Consider the following 25,121-nt stretch of genomic DNA (forward strand, 5'->3'; position numbering starts at 1 on the left):
TGTTCTCCGTAACGTTTGTCCACCACTGTTGATGGGCATTCACCGCATTAGCGGTATAGGTTGATCCAATCTAGACCTTCAGTCGTGGTGGTTTTCGGCTTGTATTCACAGCCCACCCAGCCCTGATAACCAAGGTCATCTAAATGTTTTAGAACAAACGGGTAGTTAATTTCCCCCGTTCCCGGCTCATGGCGACCTGGGTTGTCGGCCAATTGAACGTGAGCAATTTGGTCGATATTTGCCGTCATGGTTGGGGTCAGGTCCCCTTCCATAATCTGCATATGGTAGATGTCATATTGGATAAACAAGTTATCGCTGCCGACTTCTTTAATCACCGCTTTGGCTTGCTCTGTAGTATTGAGGAAGAAGCCTGGAATATCGCGGGTGTTGATCGCTTCAATCACTAAGCGAATACCCGCTTCTTTTAATGCTTGCGCGGCATAACGTAAGTTGATGACGAACGCAGCGTGGGCATCGTGCTCACTTACCCCTTGTGGAACGATCCCTGCGAGGCAGTTGATTTGGGTATTACCCAATACTTTGGCGTAGGCGATTGCCTTTGCCACACCAGACTGGAATTCTTCGACTCGCTTTGGGTCCACGGCGATACCGCGCTCGCCCGCTTCCCAATCGCCGGCCGGAAGGTTGAACAACACTTGGGTAAGTTGGTTTTCATCTAGCTTCTCCTTAATTTGCTTTGCTTCCAGCGCATAAGGGAAAAGATACTCCACACCTTGAAAGCCAGCTTTTGCTGCGGCTTCAAAGCGATCTTCAAATTCCAGTTCGGTAAACAACATGGATAAATTTGCTGCAAACTTTGCCATTGTGATTTCCTTTTATTTCTAATTAGCCACGATGAATCAGTGCGGTTGGCGCGTCATCTGCGTTTTCAGCCAATGCTTCAAATTCATTGATTGCGTTGATTTCAACACCCATAGCGATGTTGGTTACGCGCTCAAGAATCACTTCAACCACCACTGGTACTTTGTGCTTGTTCATCAGCTCTTTCGCTTCAGCGAATGCCGCTTGCATCTGCTCAGGGTCTGTGACACGAATCGCTTTACAACCTAAGCCTTCCACAACTGTCACGTGGTCAACACCGTAGCCATTTAGCTCTGGCGCATTTTGGTTTTCAAATGCCAATTGAACACAGTAATCGATATCGAACTGACGCTGCGCTTGGCGAATCAGACCTAGGTAAGAGTTGTTCACCAATACGTGGATGTAAGGCAGGTTGAACTGCGCTCCTACCGCTAATTCTTCAATCATGAACTGGAAATCGTAGTCACCGGAAATCGCTACGATGTCACGATTAGGATCCGCGGCACGTACACCCAATGCGGCCGGTGTTGTCCAACCTAATGGACCCGCCTGACCACAGTTAATCCAGTGACGAGGTTTGTAGACATGGAGGAACTGCGCGGCAGCAATTTGTGATAGACCGATGGTGCTGACGTAACACGTATCGCGGTCGAACGCTTTGTTCATCTCTTCATAAACACGCATTGGTTTAATTGGTGCATCTGTGTAATGCGTTTTACGCAACATGGTTGCTTTACGCTGCTGACATTCACCCACCCAAGTACTGCGGTTAGGTAGCTTGCCTGCATCACGCCATTCACGCGCCACTTCGACTAATAGCTCTAGCGCCGCCTTAGCATCAGAGACAATGCCTAAATCTGGACAGAACACACGACCAATTTGGGTTGGTTCAATATCAACGTGAACAAACTTACGTCCTTTCGTATAAACATCCAGTGAACCGGTATGACGGTTTGCCCAGCGGTTACCAATACCAAATACAAAGTCTGACTCCAGCATGGTCGCATTACCGTAACGATGCGACGTCTGGAGGCCAACCATGCCAGCCATCAGTTCGTGATCATCAGCGATAGAGCCCCAACCCATCAAAGTTGGAACGACAGGTACGCCAGTGATTTCAGCGAACTGTTGCAGTAGTTCTTCAGCGCCAGCGTTAATAACGCCACCACCAGAAACAATCAGTGGGTTTGCTGACTCACACATCATCTCCATCGCTTTCTCAACTTGGGCGCGAGTCGCTTTTGGTTGATACGCTTCTAATGGCTCATAAGTATCGATATCAAACTCGATTTCCGTTAGCTGAACATCAAGCGGAAGGTCAATTAGAACTGGACCAGGGCGACCAGAGCGCATTAGGTGAAACGCTTGCTGGAATGCACGTGGTACCTGTGCTGGTTCTAAAACCGTTGTCGCCCATTTGGTGACTGGCTTGGCAATAGATTCAATATCTACCGCTTGGAAATCTTCTTTATGTAGACGAGCACGTGGTGCCTGGCCGGTAATACATAAGATTGGAATCGAGTCAGCCGATGCCGAGTACAAACCCGTGATCATATCGGTACCCGCAGGGCCAGATGTACCGATACAAACACCAATATTGTCTTGATTTGTACGGGTGTAACCTTCTGCCATGTGAGACGCACCTTCAACGTGGCGCGCCAGTACATGATCAATACCGCCAAGCTTTTTCATCGCTGCGTACATTGGGTTAATGGCTGCGCCAGGGACGCCGAAGGCAATGTCTACACCTTCCTTTTTCAACACTTCTACCGCTGCTTCAATTGCCTTCATCTTTGCCATGTGAACCTCCATTTCGATTGTATACAATTCAAAGATACTTTGTGTACTATGAATCATATTCAGAATTTGGCAACCCCCAAATGCAACATTTTTTCAACATTGAACACTTACTCTAAGTGATCACTAACCCCTAAAAGCCTAGAAATCATTACTTTACATAAACTATCTTCACGTAAAAATAATTTCCCAACGGACCAAATGAAAAATAAATGTTAAATACCCTTTGATTGTTTACATAAATTGAAATATAAGTATTCGTGAAAGGTAGATTTTGTACACAAAATCATTCGCTATTGTTTAAAGGAGACGAACAATGAGTCTGAACGATGTAGCAGAAAAAGAAGAAACTGCTTGTCTACGCGTAGTCGGTAATATGGACAACCCAGAATACCAAACCATTCTGTCTAAAGAGGCACTCTCTTTCCTAGCCAAACTGGTCGAGAAGTTTGCCCCGCGTAGAGATGCCCTACTGCAAGCCCGCAAAGAACAACAACAACGCTATGATGCGGGTGAATTACCTAACTTTCGCTCTGATACCCAAGCGATTCGTGACAACAAAAGCTGGAAGGTAACCACTCCACCGGCCGAGTTACTTGATCGCCGCGTCGAGATCACGGGGCCTGTCGAGCGTAAAATGGTGATCAACGCACTTAACTCTGGCGCGAAAGTATTTATGTGCTGTTTTGAAGATGCCTCTTCTCCAACTTGGGAGAATATGGTGGAGGGACAGATCAACCTGCGCGATGCCAATGCGAGAACCATCAGTTATCACGACCAAGCCAAAAACAAACATTATCAGCTTAGTGATGACCCAGCTTTATTGATTGCCCGTCCACGAGGCCTGCACCTGCCGGAGCAATCAATTCAATACGCAAACAAGCCGATTCCTGGTTGTTTGATGGATTTTGCGCTCTACTTCTATCACAACTACCTAACCCGCGCCGAACAAGGGTTAGGCGTGTATTACTACATTCCAAAACTAGAAAGCATGGAAGAGTCCCAGTGGTGGGATGATGTTTTCTCGTTTACTGAGGAGTACTTCGGGGTTCAACGAGGCACGATCCGCGCGACAGTACTGATCGAAACATTGCCAGCGGTTTTCCAAATGGATGAGATGCTTTACGCCATGCGTGATCATATTGTCGCGATGAACTGTGGCCGCTGGGATTACATCTTCAGCTACATTAAAACGCTGAAAAATCATGCCGATCGCATTCTGCCTGACCGTCATGTGGTTGGTATGGATAAAGAGTTTCTCAATGCCTACAGCCAACTGCTGATTCGCACCTGCCACCAGCGTGGCGCACTAGCGATGGGGGGTATGTCGGCGTTTATTCCAGCCAAAGATCCCGCAGAAATGGAGCGAGTAACGGCCAAGGTTATCGAAGATAAAGAGCGCGAGTCTCGCAATGGTCACGATGGCACCTGGGTCGCGCACCCTGCGTTGGTTGATTTAGCCATGTCAGTGTTTGAGAAAAACCTTGATGGCAAACCGAACCAATTAAACTTTGTCAGCCCGTCGCATGAGATTGGCGCCGACATTCTGCTCAAACCTTGTGATGGTACTCGTGACGAAGCGGGCGTACGTAAAAACATCCGTATCGCGCTTTACTACATTGAGGCTTGGATTCAAGGCCACGGATGCGTACCTATTTACGGCTTAATGGAAGATGCTGCAACGGCAGAAATCTCTCGTGCCAACATCTGGCAGTGGATCCACCATCGTGTGGCGCTCGATGATGGCCAAATCTTTACTAAAGAGCTGTTCCACACTTGGTTATACCAAGAGCTCGACACAATCAAACAGGAAGTGGGTGATGCTCGTTATGCAGCAGGCCGCTTTGAACAAACTGCTGACCTTTTCTTCGAGTTGTCTACCGCAGAAGAGTTCGCCACCTTCCTGACCTTACCAAGCTATCAGTTTCTTCATGGGACTGAGTAATACCTGAGGGCTCTGTGAGCCCGAAAGGTAGCACACAACAGGAGATAACATGGGAAGTTTAACTCTAGAGCAAGCATTGAGTGTCATTGACGGCACCTTTCAAGCTGGTTCAAAAACCAAAAGCGCACCACTGACAGTCGCTGTCCTTGATAGTGGCGGAAAGCTCATCTCTCTCCAACGTCAAGATGGTTCCAGTATGATGCGTCCAGATATTGCTATTGCCAAAGCTTGGGGGGCACTCGCACTGGGCTGTTCTTCACGTAAGCTAGCGCAAGACGCTGATAACCGACCAGCATTCATCTCTGCTGTTAATGTTCTTGCTCACGGTAATATGGTGCCCGTTCCGGGAGGCTTATTGATTCGAGATGCCGAACAAAACATCTTGGGTGCCGTGGGGGTAAGTGGCGATCTATCCGATATTGATGAGAGCTGCGCGCTTGGTGGCATCGACCATGCCGAGCTCTATTGCGATGAAACACTCTCTTAGTAACTTCCTAGTGTCTACCGACCAACAAAAACGCCCTCAGTAGAGGGCGTTTTTTTAATCTTGATTCCGCGTTACTCGTATTGAGTCAACCAACCCTTTAGCAAGGTATTGATCTGCTTTTTCTGGTTTGCGTTCATTCCTTTAACAAGCTTGGCCTGCACAGCGGCGTGCTCTTCAATAATCTTATCAATCAGAGTGAAGCCATCTTGAGTGAGTTGAACAGTAACACTGCGGCGATCTTCTTTGCTGTGTTCACGAATAATCAGCTGTTTCTTTTCCAGCTTGTCGAGTCGATTGGTCATTGCACCCGATGTCAGCATCATCGAATCAATCAATTCTGACGGGGTAAGACAAAAGGGCTCTCCGCTACGACGCAAAGTCGCAAGGACATCAAATTCCCCCAGCTTTAAATCATAACGCTTGTGTAACTGAGCAACTTCCGTCTCCATATACTTAGCGATACGCATCAAACGGCCCATAATGGCCATAGGCTCAGTATCTAACTCTGGCTTTTCCTTAGCCCACTGCTCAACTACTCTTTCAATAGCGTCCATGAAAATTTGTCTCCAGTAACAAAATGTCGTTCTAAGTATCTTAACATAAAGATACTTTACAAACATCGATTTTAGGCGTACATTCACCACAAAAGTATCTTAACGTAAAGATAAGTACCTATGAATATATTACTAGCCATGATACCGGCGTTCTTTTGGGGCACCACCTATGCTGTCACGCAATACACACTTGCGGACTGGCCCCCTCTATTGCTGGGCGCAATACGTGCGCTACCAGCAGGACTGCTGCTATTGGCATTTAGACCAAGCCTACCGAAAAAGGGCGATTGGCAAATCCTATTTACCCTAGGTCTAATCAACATCGCAACCTTCTTTGGTTTGATCTTTGTGATGGCTTTGACGCTACCTTCGGCGATTTCAGGCGTCGGTATGATTTCAGTCCCCGTGTTCGCTATGCTGTATAACTGGCTGATCAACAAGCATCGCCCAGGCATTATTCAAGCCGTAAGTGGGGCTGCGCTCATTGGCCTCGCGTGGATGCTATTTGACCCAAGTTCTATCAGCCTAAATCCTATTGGCTTAGGCGCAATGCTCGCCGCGATTATGTGTATTGTGGTGGGTAGTTCGATTACCAAATCGCTTGGCGATCGTATGCACTGGTGGACAGTACTGACGTGGCAGTTGATTTTAGGTGGCGTAATCCTATCGATTGCAGCCTCTGTACAAGCGATATCAGAACCTACAACCTACCTAGCCATCGCTGAAAACTTCTCAATGGGAAACCTATCTGGCCTACTTTGGGTGGTTGGATTGAACACTGCACTTGGCTACGGCATGTATGTGTGGCTACTGCAACGTATGTCGGTGGTTGATTTCACGTTCGGCGGCATCGCCAATCCAATCGCGGGTATTGTTACCGGTTTGGTATTGCTTGGTGAGTCATTCACCCCATTCCAGTACAGCTTGATGATCGGCATGATTGTGATGTCGTTATTACCACAGGCTATTCTCGCACTGCGACAAAACCGACCCGCACCTGCCGAGTGTCAGACCCAATAAATCAATTACAACCAATAAAAACCGCGCCAATGAGCGCGGTTTTTTATTACCAACAACGGACAACTATCAACGAGTATATATTTCTGAGCATTCCCAGCTAACCACAATCTCATCATTGCGGCTAACAATGAGATCTGCGGATGTTTCAATGTCCCAACCGCCCACAGCATACTCTGTTCTAACAGTGCGAGAGTTAACAACATACGAATACTGGCCGTTGTTAAACGTCATTACTCGCTCGCCACCACCACTAAAACCGTAGTGCTCAATGGCATCTTCGGCGGTTAATTCAAGTTCAACATTTGACGGCAAACCAAAGCGATAAATCTGCTGATTGTCAGCGGAGCACACCGAAACAAGCTTGGTTTTTAGTTTGCATGAAAACTCATCCGTTTCTTGTTCCAAGCACAGGCTTTGTGCAGCTAACTCAAGGCTCATCACTGATAACAAAAATGGTAGGTATTTGATCATGTTCATTTAACTCTTGCAGCTTCGCCTATAGGCATCAGAATCACTGGCTTAGTGTATCTGTACTTAAGTTATATGAAAGATACTTAAGCTCATTGTCAATCGAATACCTGACTTGAGATGTGTTCTTGTCAAACACGATCTCATTCATAAAGTTATTTCGACCATGGTTGTGCTTGCTATGCACGTAAGTTATCTTTCCTAACTCATTAGTGACTGAATACATTTCATTGTCTATTTCGGTGACGAATGAATTTTTTGACTCAATTGGGTCAAGGTCAACTACCAGAAAGAGCGCTATTTTTCCAGTCGGGAAGTTTGCCGCCTTTAGACCATGCTCTGATTCGACTAGATGCGGCGCATCTTTGGTCAATATATCACTATTACCGCTAATGGTTAGGCTAAGGCGACCTGATGAAGGCTCGACAAAATAGACCGAAAAATCAACCACATCACCATTCGTTAACGTTTTTGTTGTTGTTCCATTGATAAACGCTCGCTCAGAAATCATGATCAGATCATTGATACTTTTCGCACCCACTGCGCTCAAAATCCTGTCGCTAGCAAACGTGGTCATTCGAACCAAACTTTCAGTTTTATAGGTTTGGCGATCATTGCCAACTAAATTGAAAATTGCGCTATTTGCTTCGGTAATGACTTGAGGGGTGTAGCCTGAGCCGTTGTTTTTGGCCCCTTTATCTTCATCAATATGACCATCTTGGCAACCCAAAAGAGCGAGGGTTGATATCAATATGGCAACTAACTTTCTCATATTTATTCCAACAAAAAGCCGCCTATTTAAGACGGCTTACATTTCATAAATCAACTAATTAGAATTTGTATCTCAGACCCATATTTACAGATGCAATTACGCCAGAATCGGTATCAACCACTTCATAGGTGGTTTGCGCTGAAATATGCTGAGTGAAGTCATAGCCAAGGCCAAGACCCCAAACCATACTCGTATCACTGCTTGATGAAGCCAAAGAAATAGAATTGCTACCAATAGCGGTTGAGGTTGTCGAATCAATGCTGAAGTTATGTAAACCTGCTTTCGCATAGATGTTGAACTTATCGCCAAAGTACATTTTCGGCATAACGTTCACGCCGAATGATGTCATATCTAGCTTAGATGCGATATTAAGGCCGTTAGGATCAATAATGCCGCTTACGCCACCCCAATCTTTGTACTCAAGTTCTGTGCCCAAAACAAAGAAGTTACCAAATGCAAAATCATAGCCCGCATTCACCGCATAGCCATCGCGTGTCTCTTGCTCTTTGAAAGAGCCAAAATCTTTGTACACACTTGAGTAGCCCATTTTTGAGTAGGCTGCACCAACATAAAAACCGTTATGCGCTAAAGCCGCACCTGATAACGTGGATGCAAGAATAGATAGGGTAATGATTGATTTTTTCATACTGCTTTTCTCTTGGTCATATTGTTTGGTTGTGCTCGAATCGGCACTTGATCTGCAAAGAAATATATCACCTGAGAATGTAGGGGTTTGTAAGGACGTGTAAGTGGAAAGGGTAGATAAACAAAAAACCGCACTAAATTGGCGCGGCTTTTTGTCGTTCAGATTCTTTTGTCAGACATCATATTTTGCTTTGTCACCAATATCGAAGTATCTCGGCATTCGCCATTTATAAACGCTAGTGATTAAGAAAAGCAGGGCTGATATTGCAGCGAATATCTTGGCTGCGATATCGGCATCAAACATCATGCAAAACCACAACCCCATAAGGAGCAGAGGTTGCAACTGTAAGCCTGGAACCTTAAAGCAGAAGTACTCTTTATAACAAAGACCACCCAAGGTAATAAAGGCACCACCTATACCGATCGCTGTCCAACCAAATACAAAACAAAGTATACCTATCCAAGTCGCGAACTGGAGTAATAGACGAAAGGGTTTGCTGTAAACATGCAATGACGAGGCGCACATTACCGCACTCAAAAAGACAAGCTTCTCAATAGGAAAGTCAAGGTTCCAGGGTAGGAGTGCAATGACAGGAAACGCGAGTGTAAAGCCGAGTCGATAAATGATGACTGTAAGGTGATCCAGTGCATCCATGGGCGATTTAATGTGTGGGTCAGCCATTACAATTCCTTACGTGTTTTTGGTTTTCACTAAGTTTAAGGTGCTGTTTTACACTGTAAACAGAACCTTAGTCACATACCATAACGAAACGCTTTACCAACGGAAAGCATATCACGATGCACAGGTGCTAGCGCTCGGGCATAACTGGCTAACAGGGATAGAGTGTACTCACTGCGCTGGTGCATAGCAGGATCTGTGCACTGATGTTGCTCAGTTAGTAACTGCTCAATGTTTCTGAAAATAAGATGGTCAGGAAGAATACAGGCATGATTGTTTTTACTGCCTGTCATACGCAACTCACTAATCGGATAGACGCCATTAACACTGGCTGATACGGAAACGAGTAGCACAGGTTTGTGAGCCAATTCTTCATCAGTGGTTAATAATAAAAAGTTCTTCAACGATGGGGTCGCCATGCCGTGCCACTCTGGTGTAATTAATATCACAGCATCAGACTGTTTAAGAGTTTCAGCTGTTGGCGCCCACTGCTGCCACTCATCTGTTCCTTGCCAGACGCCTTCGTTCCACAAAGGCAGATCCAATTGGTGGAGGTCGAGTACATCGGCTCGATCAAAATGGTCAAGAGCCAGTGATTTCAAGTAATGAGCGACGTTAACACTCTGTGAGTTTGCACGCTGACTGCCAGCAACAATAGTAATGTTCATATTAATTCCTTTTCAAAGATTCAACGAATGGAGTTGGGTTGGTCGATTTACGGCTGTGCGGCGCTGCCAGAACAATGGCGAGTAGAACGCTGGTCGCACCAAGAAGTTGTAAGCCAGTTAAGGTCTGGTCCAGTATCAGGAAGCCTAAGATGCAGGCCGAGACACTACTAAGAAAGCCGAGGAATGAGACTGAAATAGGTGGCAGTTTTTCTATACCTCGGAACCAGAGGAAATAACCAAGTACCGCACCTATTACGCTCAAATAGAGATAACCAAGGTAGTTGGTGGGCGTTAATTGTTGAGGAATGCCCTCAACCCATAACGCCACCGGGAGTAACATCAGGCCACCGAAGAGCAGTTGCCAGCCAGTAAAATTAATCAGTGTCATACCCTGTGGTCTGCCCCATTTTTTGGTTAACACAACGCCGCTTGCCATACTCAAAGTCCCTATGCTGGCGACAATCAGGCCAGCAGCACTGAGTTCAGCTGAACTATTGACCACTAACAGAGCAATACCCGTCATCCCGACCACACTGGCGAAAAGCTGTAATGGAGAAAGCTCAGAGTTCAGCCACTTCCAGCTCAGTAACATTACCACCACAGGCTGCACCGACATCACCATGGCCGCCATACCACCAGGTAAATAAGTGGCAGCAAAAAACAGGCAGTAAAAAAACAGGCCGATATTGAGAAAGCCCAGTAACGCAAGACGAAGTAACCACGCTCGACTTGGTAACATGTTTCCTAACAATACCAATAACAACCCGGCGGGTAAGGCACGAATAGTTGACGCCAGTAGCGGACTCTCTGGCGGCAACATCTCTGTCGTTACGATATAGGTACTGCCCCACACCACAGGCGCGATGGCAGTCAAAACAATGGTCTTTACCTGATCAATTCCGTTCATCATCCAGCTCCAATTCACCTCAAATAAAAGTATCTTTCACAAAAGATACTTTTATTAAAGTAATGGAGATCTAACTCATGATCAAGTATCTTTTTTAAAAGATATTTATGTGGGAGATAAAAATGTCAGCGGATAACGTGGATACCATTCTTACTCAGTGGAAAAACGTCAGACCGGATCTCGACTGTTCAGCTATGGGCGTTGTCGGACGATTGCGCCGTACCAGCAACAGCTGGAAAGCAAAGATGGATACAGTATTCAAACAGCATGATCTAAGCAGCATTGAATTTGATATCTTAGCCACCATGCGTCGCAGTGCCCCGACAGGCTGTACTCCTACCGAACTGTATAAAACCCTGATGCTCTCTTCCGGCGCAGTCAGCACGCGTCTGGAAAAATTGGTTAAGGATGGTTTAGTCGAACGAATCTTCAGTGAACAGGACAGACGCAGTTGTAAGGTAGTTCTGACTGAAAAGGGGGTGAGTCTTGTAGACGCCGCGCTTAACGATCATGTAGATAATCTCGATAACATGATCAGCGTGTTGACCTCTGACGAGCAAGACCAGTTAGCGGGATTATTGCGAAAAATACTAATTGCTGAAGCGAGTGAAAAGTAACAAGGAAAGTTCGATGCCATAGACTCAACCATGGCATCGATATAAACCCGTTTATTGCTGCTCGATAGGTTTAAGTACCCGACATGGATTGCCCGCCGCAACTACGTTGGCAGGGATATCTTTGGTTACCACACTGCCCGCGCCAATCACGCTGTTTGCTCCAATCGTCACACCAGGGCAAACAATTACACCGCCACCAAGCCAGACATTATCGCCAATGGTAATGGGTGTGCCAAATTCAACGCCTTCTTCAACTCGGCCTTTAACATCCAGTGGATGACCTGCGGTATAGATTTGTACATTGGGTGCAAACAGCACATTGTCACCAATATGTACCTCAGCAACATCAAGAACCACACAGTTGAAGTTGGCGTAGAAATTTTTGCCTACTTTGATGTTTGAGCCGTAATCACAGCGAAATGGCGGTTCAAGATACGCGCCTTTTGAATCAGGTATTAAACGGTCAATTGCACCTCGCCACTCATCGGTATCGGGAATACTGTTATTGAGTGTTTGCAGCACTTTACGACACGAAATGCGCTCACTATAAAGCTGTTTATCCCAAGCGTCATATGGCTCACCTGCTAACATCTTGTCTTTTTCTGTTCTCATCTCTGTTACCGTACTAAGAAGTCTCTTTATTGCGTGAAATATCGCATATCAAAACCAGTTTGTAGCGGCCTCTCCTCAGCAAATTTGTGCTTCGTGTGACAGCTCACTTTTCGCGTGGGTCAGTCGTAAACAGAAGGTTGTAAGTAATTACTCACTGTTATAGCTAGCTTAGAAACCATAACGATTAACTTACCTTCTCTAGTAACAAATCATAGAAGCATCTTGCGGCAGGCCCCGTTTTCGCCCCCTTCGGCAGAGTGATATGCAGCGGCACTTGATACTTAGCATTATGCTCAACGTCCAACACGGTCAGCTGACCATGATTTCTCTTGGCAACAACATGTTCAGGAAGGCGACAGAAGCCAACCCCCTGCTCTATCGCGCGAAACGCATGGTCAAAATTATCGACAGTAATTCTTTGATTTGCCTTTAACCAACCGACATTTTGTTCTCTTCGCTCAGCAACATCAGCACCGAGGTCACGTACCACAACCTGACAGTGGGTGGCAAAATCAGCCATACAAACATTATCCTGCTTCGCGAGTGGGTGCTTACTTGAGACCACAGGAATCATGCTAGTAGAAGACAAAACCTGCGCCGGATAATTGGTAACAGGTAAAGTAATAATCGCAATATCCGCCTGCTCATTAGTGACCATTTCACTGGTTTTACTTAGCGAGGTTTCCACCACCTGAATCGAAGTAATACTGTTGCGCTGAAGGTATTGTGCCATCGGCTGATAGAGCAAAGTCGGATCACACAGGTGATCGATAGCAATAGTAATTTCAGATTCAACACCCGCAGAAATCTGCTGGCTCAAATCCTCTAGCTCTCGCGCCTGTTCTAACATACTGCTTGCCCGGCGAAGTAATGACTTACCATGCTCAGTGATAGTGGCACGCCTGCCCTTTACTTCCACCAGCTTCACACCCATTTGCTCTTCAAGCTTTTTAATCGCGTAAATCAAAGTGGTGTGGCTTTTATTGAGAGACAACGCGGCAGCCTGAATACTCCCCGCTCTATCGACCTCTTGCAGAGTCAGCCATTGCTCTAGAGTGCTTTTTAATCTCATTGCTCAACCTGTCAGTTTTTTAGACATGTACACGCAATATTATGAACTTTTCTGTTGAATTTATATAGACAACAATAGCTCCATCAAACAACGGCACAGACAGTGCGAAAACAGATAGAGAAGATGAGATGAAACTACTACAAGTTGATTTTGAATATCACGGCCCGATGGGTGAAGAGATGTCTAAGGCATTGGTTGAACTGGCTGAGTCGATCAATCAAGAGCCAGGCTTAGTGTGGAAAATTTGGACAGAGAGTGAATCAGAAAAATTGGGCGGTGGTATCTACCTATTTGAAGACGAAGTGAGTGCGCAAAACTATCTACAGATGCACTCCGCCAGACTTAAACAAATGGGGGTACTAGAAGTCAGAGGCATCATCTTTGATATTAACCAGCCACTAACGTCCATCAACCGCGGTCCAATCGAGAGTTAAGGAATTACCATGAACAACAAAATTTTTCTCACTTTACATGGCGCTATCTACACCATTTTTGCCCTAGCGCTGTTTTTTATTCCTAACATGATGTGGCCGATGTACGGTGTAGAGATCAACGATCAATACGCTCAATTTTTGTCACAGCACACCAGTATCTTTCTCGGTGGTGTCGCTGCTGTCAGTCTGTATTTGAGAGAAATAGAGCATACTGAGACAATTAAGCAGCTATTAAAAGCCCTGTTGGTCACTAACCTGCTCGGTGTAATAATCACCGGATACGCAGGTATCACCGGTATTTTTGTCGGTTTCGGCTGGAGTGATCCAGCGTTCTTTGCCCTGTTGACCCTGCTTAGTTATCGTCAGCTCAACCAACAATGATGTTTTGCGCTTCACGATTGAGGCGCAAAATCCCCCCTCGCCTTTCTTGGACAACCTAAGTAGAATGCGCTCTCTTTTCATCTTATGAGTAGAGATAGGCAGACGGTTTGCACACAATAGAACAACTTAACAATGGTGAGTTACAGGGTATTCAGCGACTAAAACTGGCTGAGCAGCTCACAGAGTTACCTCGTGAAATTTTAACTTTGGCGGATTCGCTAGAGATCTTGGATCTTTCAGATAACTTACTTACTGATTTGCCTGAGTGGCTAACAGAGCTGCCTAAGCTTAAGATTGTTTTTGCCTCCAACAACCGTTTTACTCATCTGCCATTGGTGCTAGGCCGCTGTCAAAAGCTTGAAATGGTCGGCTTTAAAAGCAACCAGATTGTTCGAGTCTCTGGCGATGCGCTTCCAAAGCCGCTACGTTGGTTAATCCTAACCGATAACCAAGTTGAGCAGCTACCTGAAGCACTTGGACATCGTCCTCGCCTACAAAAGTTGGCGTTAGCTGGCAATAAGCTAAAAGCACTGCCGCAAAGCTTTTCAAAGCTCATCAATTTAGAACTGGTTCGTCTATCTGCTAACCAACTAGAGCAGTTCCCTGATGTACTGCTAGAGCTACCGAAACTGGCTTGGATGGCGTTTGCTGGTAACCCTTTCTGCGAGCGCGTAAATCATACTGAAAGCGTACCGAGCGTCTCTGCTGCTAGCTACCAGCTAAATCAAGTGTTAGGTCAAGGCGCGTCAGGCGTGATCTCTCATGCTAATTGGCTCAACAATGATGATGAATTTCCTAAAGAGGTTGCCGTTAAAGTTTTCAAAGGCGAAGTCACCAGTGATGGCTACCCTTGTGATGAGCTGCAAGCCTGCCTACAAACGGGGCATCACAACAACTTAGTTAAGTCGATTGGTCAAGTGAATGAAGAAGATACACTTGCGCTAGTGATGGAATTGATCCCAAATGATTACTTTAATCTCGGCCTGCCACCGACACTGGAAACCTGTACACGTGATGTGTTCAAAGCCGACTTTACGCTTTCGGTAACTCAAATTGAAAAGATCGTCGATCAAATGATCGATGTGTTTAATCACCTACACACCAATAAGGTCTGTCATGGCGATCTCTACGCTCACAATGTTCTGATCAATGATCATGGTGAAATGATTTTTGGTGATTTCGGCGCAGCGTCAGTTTATGACTATTTGAACGAAACACAGCAACGTGGCGTGCGAAAAATTGAAGCTCGCGCTCTGTCTCACTTTATTGATGACTTACTGTCAGTGTGTAAGCCAAGAGAAATCCAAACCGCTAGCTATCAATCGCTGCGTAACTTAGCGCTCATTGCAGGATAAGTTTGTACCGGACATGAGCGCGCACTCATCGCGCTCATGCTTTCTCGTCAATCTCTTGCTGCAACGCTTCCAATTGGTCAAGAATCGCGAGAAATTTCTCACCAAATTCAGTGACTTGATATTCCACTCTAGGTGGCAGTTCGTTAAAGACCACTTTATCTAAGATCCCAAACTCAACATTGCGCTTCAAGCATTGATTAAGCACCTTGGTCGATAGCCCCTCGACATTTCGAACCATTTCTCCCGGACGATTGACCCCAGAAGAAAGCAACTGGTAGACCGTTAATGACCATTTACATCCATAAATGGCTTCGACCATACGAGCACTACTTTGCGGGGCTGTTTTTCTTGAAAAAAGTTTTTCGTTGTTATTCATAAAGATGTACCAAAAAGTACCTACCCTACCGATTTGTACTTACTATTCATACAGTTAGATTGTTCCTAATATTAGCACGTCCCAATCAATCAGGAGCAAGAAAATGAAATACAACAATCAAGGTACTGCACTCATCATTGGTGGCTCAAGTGGCATGGGGTTCGAAACCGCTAAGCAACTACTAGAAAATAATATCCCTGTAATGATCGTCGGCAGCAACCAAGAGAAGCTTGAAAAGGCACGCACTCAGCTTACGCAATTTGGTCGTGTCGATACGCACCAAGCGGATTTGTACGACTCTGATTCAGTCTCACATCTAATCAGTAAAATTGCCTCAATGGAGCAACCCATCAGCTATCTGGTCAATGCCGCAGGGTACTTTAATCCTAAACCCTTTATCGACCATACAGAGCAAGATTACGATCGCTACCATGAACTGAACAAAGCAATTTTTAAGCTCACCCAAGCGGTGGCGAAAAATATGATAGCCAACCAATTTGGTAGCATTGTTAATATTGGTTCAATGTGGGCAAAACAGGCGATCAAAGCGACGCCATCTTCGGCCTACTCTATGGCAAAAGCAGGTTTACATGCGATGACGCAACATTTAGCAATGGAGTTGGCTGACGACAACATTCGCGTCAATGCCGTCTCTCCAGCAGTAGTAAAAACGCCTATTTATGAAGCCTTTATTGACCCGAAAGAAGTCGACCAAGCCCTTGATGGTTTTAATGACTTCCACCCAATTGGTCGCGTTGGATCAGCGTCAGATGTTGCTAACAGCATTTGCTTCTTACTTTCAGATCAAGCAAGTTGGGTAACAGGTGCAATCTGGGATGTTGACGGCGGCGTCATAGCGGGTCGAAACTAATTGTATACGGTGACTTAAACGTCACCGTAACCCATTTGCTGCTGCCACCGAATAGAACCAAGGAAAAGATTATGTTCAATATGAACTTTGCCGAGCGAGTTGTGATTCGCACAAATGACCAACCGTGGGTGGCTAGCCCTGCGACAGGAGTTTGGCGTAAACCTTTAGAACGTGAAGAAGCCGAATCCGGCCATACCACCAGTATTGTACGCTACGATGCAGGCTCACGCTTTAACACTCATCCACACCCTATGGGTGAAGAGATATTTGTCCTAGAAGGGATATTCTCCGATGAACATGGTGACTACCCTGCAGGGACATATATTCGTAACCCTCCAGGCAGTTCGCATGCTCCGTTTAGTGAGCAAGGTTGCGTTATTTTTGTCAAACTCAATCAGTTTGATCAACGAGATAGCACATCAATTAGACTCAATACTGCCGAAGAAGCTTGGTTACCGGGTATCGGTGGATTAGAAGTGATGCCATTACACGAATTCGAGCATGAACATGTTGCGTTAGTTAAATGGCCTGCGGGTGAACGTTTTCAGCCCCACCGACATTTTGGCGGTGAGGAAATATTGGTGTTATCCGGTCAGTTTGCTGACGAGCACGGCCAATACCCTCAAGGGACTTGGATGCGCAGCCCACACATGAGCGAACACTACCCATTTGTCGAGCAAGAAACCATAATCTTGGTTAAAACAGGGCACTTACCCTTAATCCAGACGGCTTAATCTGCGAGTTCCGATATCGCTTGGCGAAAGATGCTTTTTAACGGCTCTAAGTCAAGGTAAACGCCAGCGATGTTGGCTTCTACCCACTGCTGCTGGGTGATGACGGGCCAATTCAGATCATAGCCGAGCACAAACATCATCTCTTCAAAGAAAAACCGTTGTACTCGCCCATTTCCCTCTCGGAACGGGTGGATCAGATTCATTTCGCAAAACAGTGACGCGACCTGATTAATCAGGTCATCGCGATTGTGAATAAGCTTCAATTTAGGGATCAACTGGAACAGTTTTTCCGCTTCGACTTCGATTCTAGGCACGGTACAAAAACGAGTGTTGCCTTTGGAAATATCAACCTCTCGGATATCGCCTGCCCATTCAAAAAGGTCTTGGAAAAGATAAAAATGTAGGTATTTAAAGTGAGAAAGAGTGAAGTCTTCGATCTTAGTGGCGCGACTTTGGTAAGTACGATAGCGCTCTGCCGTAAAAGCGATTTCCGCCTCTATCAGCCCCTCACCGTCACGTAGGTTTAATAGGTTAATTAAAACATCCGTGCCTGCGTAACAGTACTTATCATGAAAGACTCCATACTTATCGTGCATATTTCCTTTTCAGTTCTTCAATAGAATGACGTTTGTCTTCTTTGAGTGACATTCCCTCGTACTTAAGGCTCACTTTAAAGTTATCCGCTTTAGGGACGAACGTTTTTTTTGTTCGAGTCACCGATTCAGAAGATGAGTTGGACATGCTTACCTCTGCTTATTAATCTGTCTCAAGTGTAACCTACAATATGAGCCGCTTCTACTTTACGCACTGAGCGGCTCAGATATCGGCGAAGAGGTTATCGCCCCCCGGCTAACTCGATGAAGCTACCTGTCACATAAGAAGCTTGATCCGAAAGTAACCATGCGATCGATTGGGCAACTTCTTCAGCGGTACCACCACGTTGCAAAGGTAGACTAGCGGCAAGACGGTCAACGCGATCTGGCTCTCCCCCATCGGCATGCATTTCTGTATAGATACAACCTGGCCTAACACCGTTCACGCGAATGCCTTGCTCTGCGACTTCTAACGATAAACCTTTCGTCAGAGAGTCCATTGCGCCTTTTGAAGCGGCATAATCGATGTACTCAAAGGGCGCGCCTAGACGCGACGCTGCCGAAGAGACGTTAACAATGGCACTCTTAGAACCCGATTGGCGAAGAAACGCCTTACAGCATAAAAAGCAGCTCGTCACATTCGCCTTCATCACGGTTTGAAAGCGCTCTAAATCAATGTCGCTCAACTTAGACTGAGTAAAGAGTATGCCGGCATTATTGACCAAGTGAGTTACCGTGCCATATTTCTCCTGCACCGCCTCAAACATAGCGGCCACTTGCGCTTCATTCGACACGTCAGCTTGAACAGCAAAAGCTTGACCACCTGCGGTAACAATTTCATCCACAACTTGCGCGGCACGTTGATGCCGACTGAGATAATTGACACATACGCGATAGCCTTGCGAGGCTAATAATTTGGCTGTTTCAGCGCCAATACCGCGGCTCGCTCCAGTCACAATGACAACTTTTTCCATGTTGATACTTTCCTTCCTAGTTACCGCCGTTTTACAGTGTAAAACTCGCTGGTTCTTTCATTTTTTCGGTACTTGCTAATATTCGTTCCACCAATAGAGTCAACGCCTTAGGTTGATACTGACGCTGCTGATACACGATGTGGGCCTCACGAACACTGCGCTGAAATTGCGGTAAAACGCGGACGATGTTCATTTCCTCTTGAACATGTCGGAACGGCAATGAGGCAACCCCCAACCCTTTCTCTACCACTCCGCACACAGCAAAAATATCATTGACCACTAGCTTGGGCTTGACCTTAATGACATCAATCAAGGCTTCGTCCTGATAGACAGAAAGTTCCGTCGTGTGGTCAACACTGACCCAATCAAGCTCCGCTAGCTGATCGAGATTTTTTACTTCTCCTACTCTAGCCAGATACTCCGGACTAGCAAAAAAGCCGTGCCTTGCTTTAAATAATGGCCGCGCAATCATGCCATCCATTTCTGATAAATCAAATGTGATCAGCAAATCTCGATCTGTTTGAGGGATCACCTGTTGCTGGCTCAATATAAGATCCAGTGTGACCTTAGGGTAATCAGCTAAGAATTGCTCAACTACATCACCGACAAATGCACGATAAAAATTGTGCGGAATAGCTAACTTAATCTTGCCCGAGACTTCTTGGGTGTCAGTCACCATCTGACCAAAGCCCATCTCAATTGATTCCATACCACTACGCAGCGCCTCAAACGCTTGTGCGCCATTTTGTGTCGCAACCAACTCCCTTCCCCTCTTCTCTAAAAGTCGAGTGTTTAAGCGCTGTTCTAAGGCGGATAGGCGGCGTGACATAGTGGAGACAGGCAGATGTAACTTCTTTGAAGCAGCAAGCAACGAGCCCTCTTCAACCACGCAACAAAACAGATAGAGATCGTCAATGTTTCCAAATATGGAACTCATAGTTCTAACCCTGGGTGTTTTTTTCACTATTGGTTAGTTATATCCTTATTTACAACAAAACAACAGCCGAGGAGGACACATTATGAGCCGTAAACAATTTTGGATTTCCGCTCTCCTTTCATCATTTACCATGGCCGTCATCATGTCTGGCTTAATCTCAGGCTATAAACTTGGGTTCAGTAGTACTTGGCCTGCAATTTGGCTAGATAGCTTTTTGCTCGCATGGCCAGCCGCCATTGTCTTGAATCTGACAGTATTACCACAAATACGTAAGCTATCTAGCTGGCTTTCTGGCGCGAATTCCGTTTCCCAAGCATAAAAAAACCGAGCCCATTGGCTCGGTTTTTTTATTCAATTCTGATTACAGTTCAGCGTTGTGGTAAACCTGCTGTACATCATCACAATCATCTAGCATATCCAAGAACTTCTGGAATTTTTCCGCGTCTTCACCTGCTACTGGAGTATGAGTTTGAGGTACGAAAGTAATCTCTTCCACATCCATAGTTAGGTCTGGGTATGCTGTGTTCAATGCTGTTTTCGTCTTGAAGAACTCAGTGTGAGGCGCAAATACCGTGATCACGCCATCTTCAAGTTCAACGTCAGTCACATCAACGTCGTCCATCATCAGCGTTTCTAGAATTGCTTCATCGTCTTCGCCTTTGAATTGGAATACCGCTTGGTGATCGAACATGTGAGAAACTGCACCTTCAACACCAATCTTCGCGCCACATTTAACAAAACATTGGCGAACATCTTGGAAAGTACGGTTGCCGTTGTCTGTTAGACAGTCAACGATAACGCTTGTGCCACCAGGGCCAAAGCCTTCGTAACGTGCTGGAGCGTAGTCTTCACCACCACCGCCGTTCGCTTTATCGATCGCTTTATCGATAACGTGAGCTGGAACTTGGTCTCTTTTCGCTTTAGTGATCAAGTGCTTCAGAGACAAATTCATGTCTGGATCACCGCCACCGTTCTTAGCGCACATGTAAATTTCTTTACCGTATTTGGAATAAACTTTAATTTTTGCGCCTGCAGTTTTCGCCATAGAGGCTTTGCGCACTTCAAAACTTCTTCCCATCGGGATGTTCTCTCTAATTCAATTTGTTGCGAAGGATTTTAGCAAAACGTGTGAGCTTTTCAATTTCTCACCTTTGCAGAGGAAAGGGACGCAATTACGCTACGCCCATTACTCGCTTATATTTGTCTACAGATTCTAAAAATGAGGCTTTTTCTGCGTCATCTACAATTTTAGCGGCTTGCTGATCAATCTCGTCAGGCACAGCCTTGGCTTCACGCAACTTCCAAACTAAAAACGAAGCTTGTTTATCAAGTTCAATCTTGTTTTTCTCGTTAGCCGGAAGCGTAGATAGGTTGATCGACATACAAAAGCTCAAATCCGTAAAAATATGGTTTGGGAATATACCACACCAAAAAGCAAAGTAGAGAGCGAAACCGCGGTTGTGAGACGGAATAGATCAAAAAAATCGTGAATTGAATAAACAATCACGCAAATGCTACCGATAGGAGCAGATGGATCTATTTACTCATCTAAAGCAGAACTAGATTTAGATTTGCCATTTATTGACTACAATTTCACTAGTAGTTTTAGCGAGGCTGAAATCATGAAATCTGCTATTTTCTTGGCATTAACACTGTACCTAGTCACTTTCAATGTAGCGCTACATGCCAAGGTAATTTGGGCAATTCAGGATGAATGGCCACCCTATATCATTGATTCTTCAGAATACAATGGCATCGCCCATGAGATAATTGCTGAAGCTTTTTCCGCTCAAGGGTACGAGTTGAAACTCACTATCAAACCCTGGAGTCGAGCGCTGAGAGAAGTGGCAACCCAACGCTACGATATCGCCCTGACGGTATGGAAGAGCAGTGAGAGGCTGGAATACCTCTATTTCAGTGAACCTTATCTGATCAACTCATTAGTGTTTGTCACTCTGAACGGTAACTCATTTGATTACCATGGTTTAAAGAGCCTAGAAGGGAAAAGGATCGGCGTACTTCGAGGCTACGCCTACGACGATGCTTTCATGAACTCTAATGATTTTGATCGCTTGGACGCGGACAATATAGCCACCAACATTAAGAAACTTAAAGCAGGTCGAATTGATGCTTTGATCGCCGATAAGATGTTTTTTAAATGGTTTATTAAAAACAACAACCTAGAGATAAGCGATTTCCAATTGGTCAAACAACCTTTGGCCGAAAACCCGCTGTATATTGCTATCAGCCGTGATCACCCTAAAAAGGAACATATTATCTTTGTTTTCAATACAGGGCTTAAATCACTTCAGGAAACTGGTCGTATTTCAGTTTTGCTCGAGCAATATGAGTAGCCGTGGTTGTCGTGGCTAAACTCTACTTGAGTATCATAGTCATTACTTTTTCGATCTCAGCTGAGTCAGCAAACGCTTGTCCCCAATCTCAAGGAATGTCGATAGTGAGAGGCAAAAATAAAGGGCGGCTTTCCTACGCCACCCTTAGAGATTTCAATTGAGTTTGTGACTAGTGCAACAGGCCTAACTCTTTCGCTTCTTCGATAGTTAAACCGCTTTCTCGAATCTCTCTTAATGCTTCAATACGGCGACGAGCTTCGGCTGATTTAACTCCCTTAGTCGGCTTCTGTGATTCAACTTCTTCCGTGAAGTCCCACTTGCCAGCAATCTTACTCATTTCATCATGGTCAATAGAATTAATGGACATAAATACCTCCGAACAAACCATGCTAGGGACGACTAATCTGTAGCAAAACTCTTCGTCCCTTGTTAAGAATTTTAGTCCGAGAATGTGATTGTGCTAATAGATCCAAAATTCTTACTGTTTTTTGTATAAATAACTTTTGCGCAGCACTATAGAGCGAAGTACATTTAAAGGATTACCCCCTAACAAATGAAGTCGATCCGGCTCTCATTTTTCTCCTAAGATTCCGCCTCTCCCCATTGTGACTTTGTTTGTTACCGCGAGATTTTTCGAGTGAGTTCACCCTTTTCAACCTAACTTCTTTCCACTCATAAAATAAGCATTAATGATAATCATTCTCTTTTATATTTTAGGTAAGAGTTATGAGTGAATTTTCAAAGCAATATGCTTTTCATCCGGACCCGATCATTCAAATACGGGATTTGTGTGTCGATTACATTACAGAAAAAGGTGACTTTCGCGCCGTCAATTCGGTGAGTTTCGATATCGGCAAAGGCGAAATTTTTGGCCTGGCAGGCGAGTCAGGTTGTGGAAAAAGTACCATCGCTTTCGCAATTAATCGTCTTCATAAGCCGCCAGCGTTTATCTCTGATGGTCAAATCCATTTTGAAGGGCAAGATCTATTGCGCCTATCAGATAAAGCGATTACCGCTATCCGCTGGAGTGAAATTGCTATGGTGTTCCAAAGTGCCATGAACTCACTCAACCCAGTGTTACCGATTCAAGAGCAGTTTGCCGATGTGCTACGTCATCATCGCGGCATGAGCGACCAACAGGCAAAAGATCGCGCTGAAAAGCTACTCGACCTTGTTAATATTCCTCGCGAACGTTTAACCGAGTACCCACACCAGTTTAGTGGCGGAATGCGTCAGCGCTTAGTCATCGCCATCGCACTCTCATTGAACCCTAAACTCATTATCATGGATGAACCCACCACAGCACTTGATGTCGTCGTTCAACGTGAAATCCTGCAGCAGATTTACCAGTTACGTGAAGAATTTGGCTTCTCCGTGCTGTTCATTACCCACGATTTGGCACTGATGAGCCAGCTGTGTGACCGGATTGCCATTATGCGCAATGGCGAGATTGTCGAGGTGAATCAGTCAAAAAACATTCGCAACCATCCACAGCACGCCTACACACAAAAGCTTTGGGCCTCTTTCCCTAATATCCATGAAGCTAAACATCAAACCCAAGGAGTCACGGTATGAGCGATCCCATCATTCAACTCAACAACGTAGTCAAAGAGTTCACCATTGGCGGTGGGTTCTCTTCCGTCGATACTTTCAAAGCTCTGCAAGGGATAACGCTAAACCTTTACAAGGGGCGCACACTTGCGCTGGTGGGTGAATCAGGCTGTGGTAAAAGCACCTGTGCTCGATTGATCACTAAGGTTCACCCTGCAACTTCGGGCGAGATCCTATTCAATGGACGAAATATTAATGAGATCACTAGCCGTAAAGATCTTCAAGAGTATCGCAGCAAAGTTCAAATGGTGTTTCAAGACCCGTTTGGTTCACTCAACCCTACTCACACCATCGCTCATCACCTCACTCGTCCACTTAAGATCCACAATCAAGTAGCGAGCAATGCTGATATCCCGGCTAAATTAAAAGAGCTAATTGAACTGGTGGAACTCGCCCCCGATACCCTTGAGAAATTCCCACATCAACTGAGTGGCGGCCAGAGACAGCGAGTCAACCTAGCCAGAGCATTAGCGGTGGGGGCTGAAGTCATCTTAGCGGACGAGCCAACTTCAATGCTGGATGTCTCTATTCGCTTAGGTGTGCTTAATCTGATGCAGCGGATGAAAAAAGAGCTCGGAATCGGCTTTTTGTATATCACCCATGACTTAGCGACCGCCCATTACATCGCAGAGGAGACGGCCGTGATGTACAAAGGGCAAATTGTTGAATGGGGTGACACCCAAGCGATCTTGACCGATCCGCAACATCCCTATACCAAGCTTCTCATCTCTGCCGTACCCGATCCTGATCTGCCATTTGGTAACTTAGTCAAAAGTGAACCAAACTATTCATTAGATGCTGATCAAATTCGTGAGCAGAGTGCGATTGTACAAGAAGGATTTGATCAAGTTGGTCCAAACCACTTTGTAAAACATTGGGTTAAAGCAGCATGAGTGAACTGGGTACGTGGGTAGAGCAGATAAGTCAGTGGTATGAAACTCGAAAGCATGATCAAGGCAATCAATTGGAATCATTGATCCTATCGGTGCCTGACAGTGTATGGGGGCCTGTGATCACTGATGTTCAGAGCAAGGCGATCGCCTGCTGGTTAGATGGTTGTCTGCGTATCTTTCATCACGCTCAATATAGTGACCCTGAAAAGGCGTTCCAATATCTTCAGTTAGCCTATAGCAAGCTTCAGCAGGTTGTATCTAAACCGGCAAGTGAGTTGGAATTAAAAGATTGGTGCATGAAACGCTTACAACACCTTGCTGTCCTGAGCCTAGAGTTCTGTAATCAACAAACGCGCTCACATTGGCAGCAAGAATCCCATCAGCTTATCGAAAGCCATGTCCAATTTATGGCGAGTCACGCATGGAATGAACCTCAAAGTCGTGATCTTAGGAACTATGATCAAGGGAGTTCATCGCTCCATTAGTCATTAAAGCGGTAATACTCGGATCAATGATCAAGGAAAATCCCTTGATCATTGATCC

At 45.4% G+C, this 25,121-nt stretch carries 32 protein-coding genes; 14 read left to right on the forward strand and 18 right to left on the reverse strand.

Going from position 1 to position 25,121, the window contains the following annotated elements; translation table 11 throughout:
• Positions 1–47 precede the first annotated feature (47 nt).
• Both hyi and gcl read right to left on the reverse strand, forming a co-directional pair.
• Positions 48–824, reverse strand: coding sequence for a hydroxypyruvate isomerase (hyi, locus tag VIA_RS09765; RefSeq protein WP_004412804.1), 777 nt, complete (start codon positions 822–824; stop codon positions 48–50).
• A gap of 22 nt (positions 825–846) precedes the next feature.
• Complete coding sequence (gcl, locus tag VIA_RS09770; RefSeq protein WP_004412806.1) at positions 847–2,622, reverse strand: glyoxylate carboligase; 1,776 nt, start codon at positions 2,620–2,622, stop codon at positions 847–849.
• A gap of 313 nt (positions 2,623–2,935) precedes the next feature.
• Between gcl and aceB the strand changes: the two genes are divergently transcribed.
• Together aceB and VIA_RS09780 are read left to right on the forward strand one after the other, a co-directional pair.
• Positions 2,936–4,564 carry a malate synthase A gene (gene aceB / locus VIA_RS09775; protein WP_004412807.1) on the forward strand — a complete coding sequence of 543 codons (1,629 nt, stop codon included), beginning with the start codon at positions 2,936–2,938 and terminating at the stop codon, positions 4,562–4,564.
• A gap of 49 nt (positions 4,565–4,613) precedes the next feature.
• Positions 4,614–5,051 (forward strand): GlcG/HbpS family heme-binding protein, encoded by a 438-nt coding sequence (locus VIA_RS09780; RefSeq protein WP_004412808.1) that lies wholly within the window; start codon positions 4,614–4,616, stop codon positions 5,049–5,051.
• A 71-nt stretch (positions 5,052–5,122) separates the two neighbouring features.
• Here the strand turns inward: VIA_RS09780 and VIA_RS09785 are convergent, their stop codons facing one another.
• Entirely contained in the window at positions 5,123–5,605 is a 483-nt protein-coding gene (locus tag VIA_RS09785; RefSeq protein WP_004412811.1) for a MarR family winged helix-turn-helix transcriptional regulator, read from the reverse strand.
• A gap of 120 nt (positions 5,606–5,725) precedes the next feature.
• On the opposite strand from VIA_RS09785, the gene VIA_RS09790 reads away from it, so the two are divergent.
• Positions 5,726–6,625 carry a DMT family transporter gene (locus VIA_RS09790; protein WP_004417056.1) on the forward strand — a complete coding sequence of 300 codons (900 nt, stop codon included), beginning with the start codon at positions 5,726–5,728 and terminating at the stop codon, positions 6,623–6,625.
• A 66-nt stretch (positions 6,626–6,691) separates the two neighbouring features.
• On the opposite strand, the gene VIA_RS09795 is transcribed toward VIA_RS09790, so the two are convergent.
• From VIA_RS09795 to VIA_RS09820, 6 genes are all read right to left on the reverse strand, one after another.
• Positions 6,692–7,102 carry a hypothetical protein gene (locus VIA_RS09795; protein ID WP_004412814.1) on the reverse strand — a complete coding sequence of 137 codons (411 nt, stop codon included), beginning with the start codon at positions 7,100–7,102 and terminating at the stop codon, positions 6,692–6,694.
• A 34-nt stretch (positions 7,103–7,136) separates the two neighbouring features.
• Positions 7,137–7,865, reverse strand: coding sequence for a hypothetical protein (locus tag VIA_RS09800; protein WP_004412816.1), 729 nt, complete (start codon positions 7,863–7,865; stop codon positions 7,137–7,139).
• A 58-nt stretch (positions 7,866–7,923) separates the two neighbouring features.
• Positions 7,924–8,511, reverse strand: coding sequence for an outer membrane protein (locus tag VIA_RS09805; RefSeq protein WP_004412818.1), 588 nt, complete (start codon positions 8,509–8,511; stop codon positions 7,924–7,926).
• A gap of 171 nt (positions 8,512–8,682) precedes the next feature.
• A complete protein-coding gene (locus VIA_RS09810) occupies positions 8,683–9,192 on the reverse strand; it encodes a DUF2301 domain-containing membrane protein (RefSeq protein ID WP_004417057.1) in 510 nt (169 codons plus the stop codon).
• Positions 9,193–9,263: 71 nt separating this feature from the next.
• A complete protein-coding gene (locus tag VIA_RS09815; RefSeq protein WP_004412821.1) occupies positions 9,264–9,857 on the reverse strand; it encodes an NADPH-dependent FMN reductase in 594 nt (197 codons plus the stop codon).
• Position 9,858: 1 nt separating this feature from the next.
• A complete protein-coding gene (locus tag VIA_RS09820) occupies positions 9,859–10,764 on the reverse strand; it encodes an EamA family transporter (RefSeq protein ID WP_004417059.1) in 906 nt (301 codons plus the stop codon).
• Positions 10,765–10,886: 122 nt separating this feature from the next.
• On the opposite strand from VIA_RS09820, the gene VIA_RS09825 reads away from it, so the two are divergent.
• On the forward strand, positions 10,887–11,381 hold the full coding sequence (locus VIA_RS09825; RefSeq protein WP_004412825.1) for a MarR family winged helix-turn-helix transcriptional regulator: 495 nt from the start codon (positions 10,887–10,889) through the stop codon (positions 11,379–11,381).
• A 51-nt stretch (positions 11,382–11,432) separates the two neighbouring features.
• On the opposite strand, the gene VIA_RS09830 is transcribed toward VIA_RS09825, so the two are convergent.
• Both VIA_RS09830 and VIA_RS09835 read right to left on the reverse strand, forming a co-directional pair.
• The gene (locus tag VIA_RS09830; RefSeq protein ID WP_004412827.1) at positions 11,433–11,993 is read right to left on the reverse strand and encodes a sugar O-acetyltransferase; all 561 of its coding nucleotides are present in this window, start codon (positions 11,991–11,993) and stop codon (positions 11,433–11,435) included.
• 184 nt (positions 11,994–12,177) lie between these two features.
• On the reverse strand, positions 12,178–13,065 hold the full coding sequence (locus tag VIA_RS09835; RefSeq protein ID WP_004412829.1) for a LysR family transcriptional regulator: 888 nt from the start codon (positions 13,063–13,065) through the stop codon (positions 12,178–12,180).
• A gap of 128 nt (positions 13,066–13,193) precedes the next feature.
• Here VIA_RS09835 and VIA_RS09840 point away from each other — a divergent pair, with 128 nt between their 5' ends.
• The 3 genes from VIA_RS09840 (at position 13,194) to VIA_RS09850 (ending at position 15,235) form a co-directional block, all read left to right on the forward strand.
• Positions 13,194–13,499 (forward strand): monooxygenase, encoded by a 306-nt coding sequence (locus VIA_RS09840; RefSeq protein ID WP_004412830.1) that lies wholly within the window; start codon positions 13,194–13,196, stop codon positions 13,497–13,499.
• Positions 13,500–13,508: 9 nt separating this feature from the next.
• Positions 13,509–13,880, forward strand: coding sequence for a hypothetical protein (locus tag VIA_RS09845; RefSeq protein WP_004412832.1), 372 nt, complete (start codon positions 13,509–13,511; stop codon positions 13,878–13,880).
• Positions 13,881–13,987: 107 nt separating this feature from the next.
• Entirely contained in the window at positions 13,988–15,235 is a 1,248-nt protein-coding gene (locus VIA_RS09850) for a leucine-rich repeat-containing protein kinase family protein (protein ID WP_004412833.1), read from the forward strand.
• A 34-nt stretch (positions 15,236–15,269) separates the two neighbouring features.
• Here VIA_RS09850 and VIA_RS09855 read toward each other — a convergent pair whose 3' ends face one another.
• The gene (locus tag VIA_RS09855) at positions 15,270–15,611 is read right to left on the reverse strand and encodes a winged helix-turn-helix transcriptional regulator (RefSeq protein ID WP_004412835.1); all 342 of its coding nucleotides are present in this window, start codon (positions 15,609–15,611) and stop codon (positions 15,270–15,272) included.
• 103 nt (positions 15,612–15,714) lie between these two features.
• On the opposite strand from VIA_RS09855, the gene VIA_RS09860 reads away from it, so the two are divergent.
• On the forward strand, positions 15,715–16,482 hold the full coding sequence (locus VIA_RS09860; RefSeq protein WP_004412837.1) for an SDR family NAD(P)-dependent oxidoreductase: 768 nt from the start codon (positions 15,715–15,717) through the stop codon (positions 16,480–16,482).
• A 71-nt stretch (positions 16,483–16,553) separates the two neighbouring features.
• Positions 16,554–17,216 (forward strand): cupin domain-containing protein, encoded by a 663-nt coding sequence (locus VIA_RS09865; RefSeq protein WP_004412838.1) that lies wholly within the window; start codon positions 16,554–16,556, stop codon positions 17,214–17,216.
• Here VIA_RS09865 and VIA_RS09870 read toward each other — a convergent pair.
• The 3 genes from VIA_RS09870 to VIA_RS09880 form a co-directional block, all read right to left on the reverse strand.
• Positions 17,213–17,812, reverse strand: a complete 600-nt coding sequence (locus tag VIA_RS09870) for a Fic/DOC family protein (protein WP_004412841.1) — start codon at positions 17,810–17,812, stop codon at positions 17,213–17,215. The genes VIA_RS09865 and VIA_RS09870 overlap by 4 nt on opposite strands.
• A gap of 239 nt (positions 17,813–18,051) precedes the next feature.
• Positions 18,052–18,783 carry an SDR family oxidoreductase gene (locus VIA_RS09875; protein WP_004412842.1) on the reverse strand — a complete coding sequence of 244 codons (732 nt, stop codon included), beginning with the start codon at positions 18,781–18,783 and terminating at the stop codon, positions 18,052–18,054.
• A gap of 31 nt (positions 18,784–18,814) precedes the next feature.
• Positions 18,815–19,720, reverse strand: coding sequence for a LysR family transcriptional regulator (locus VIA_RS09880; protein WP_004412843.1), 906 nt, complete (start codon positions 19,718–19,720; stop codon positions 18,815–18,817).
• Positions 19,721–19,802: 82 nt separating this feature from the next.
• Between VIA_RS09880 and VIA_RS09885 the strand changes: the two genes are divergently transcribed.
• Complete coding sequence (locus VIA_RS09885) at positions 19,803–20,039, forward strand: DUF2798 domain-containing protein (RefSeq protein ID WP_004412844.1); 237 nt, start codon at positions 19,803–19,805, stop codon at positions 20,037–20,039.
• Positions 20,040–20,081: 42 nt separating this feature from the next.
• Here VIA_RS09885 and VIA_RS09890 read toward each other — a convergent pair whose 3' ends face one another.
• The gene (locus VIA_RS09890) at positions 20,082–20,798 is read right to left on the reverse strand and encodes a YebC/PmpR family DNA-binding transcriptional regulator (protein WP_004412845.1); all 717 of its coding nucleotides are present in this window, start codon (positions 20,796–20,798) and stop codon (positions 20,082–20,084) included.
• 94 nt (positions 20,799–20,892) lie between these two features.
• Positions 20,893–21,102, reverse strand: coding sequence for a DUF3283 family protein (locus VIA_RS09895; RefSeq protein ID WP_004412846.1), 210 nt, complete (start codon positions 21,100–21,102; stop codon positions 20,893–20,895).
• A gap of 129 nt (positions 21,103–21,231) precedes the next feature.
• Between VIA_RS09895 and VIA_RS09900 the strand changes: the two genes are divergently transcribed.
• Positions 21,232–22,074: a substrate-binding periplasmic protein gene (locus tag VIA_RS09900; RefSeq protein ID WP_004412847.1), complete on the forward strand. Its 843-nt coding sequence runs from the start codon at positions 21,232–21,234 to the stop codon at positions 22,072–22,074.
• Positions 22,075–22,243: 169 nt separating this feature from the next.
• Here VIA_RS09900 and VIA_RS09905 read toward each other — a convergent pair whose 3' ends face one another.
• On the reverse strand, positions 22,244–22,441 hold the full coding sequence (locus VIA_RS09905; RefSeq protein WP_004412848.1) for a PA3496 family putative envelope integrity protein: 198 nt from the start codon (positions 22,439–22,441) through the stop codon (positions 22,244–22,246).
• Between the two features lie 359 nt (positions 22,442–22,800).
• Here VIA_RS09905 and VIA_RS09910 point away from each other — a divergent pair, with 359 nt between their 5' ends.
• Genes VIA_RS09910 through VIA_RS09920 form a run of 3 tightly spaced genes read left to right on the forward strand, consistent with a single transcriptional unit; the run spans position 22,801 to position 25,063 of the window.
• A complete protein-coding gene (locus tag VIA_RS09910; protein ID WP_004412849.1) occupies positions 22,801–23,649 on the forward strand; it encodes an ABC transporter ATP-binding protein in 849 nt (282 codons plus the stop codon).
• Positions 23,646–24,578, forward strand: a complete 933-nt coding sequence (locus VIA_RS09915; RefSeq protein WP_004412850.1) for an ABC transporter ATP-binding protein — start codon at positions 23,646–23,648, stop codon at positions 24,576–24,578. Before VIA_RS09910 ends, VIA_RS09915 begins: the two co-directional genes overlap by 4 nt.
• The gene (locus tag VIA_RS09920) at positions 24,575–25,063 is read left to right on the forward strand and encodes a hypothetical protein (protein ID WP_004412851.1); all 489 of its coding nucleotides are present in this window, start codon (positions 24,575–24,577) and stop codon (positions 25,061–25,063) included. The genes VIA_RS09915 and VIA_RS09920 overlap by 4 nt, the downstream gene beginning before the upstream one ends.
• Positions 25,064–25,121 lie beyond the last annotated feature (58 nt).

Source organism: Vibrio orientalis CIP 102891 = ATCC 33934 (genome assembly GCF_000176235.1).
In the GTDB taxonomy this organism is placed as follows: domain Bacteria; phylum Pseudomonadota; class Gammaproteobacteria; order Enterobacterales; family Vibrionaceae; genus Vibrio; species Vibrio orientalis.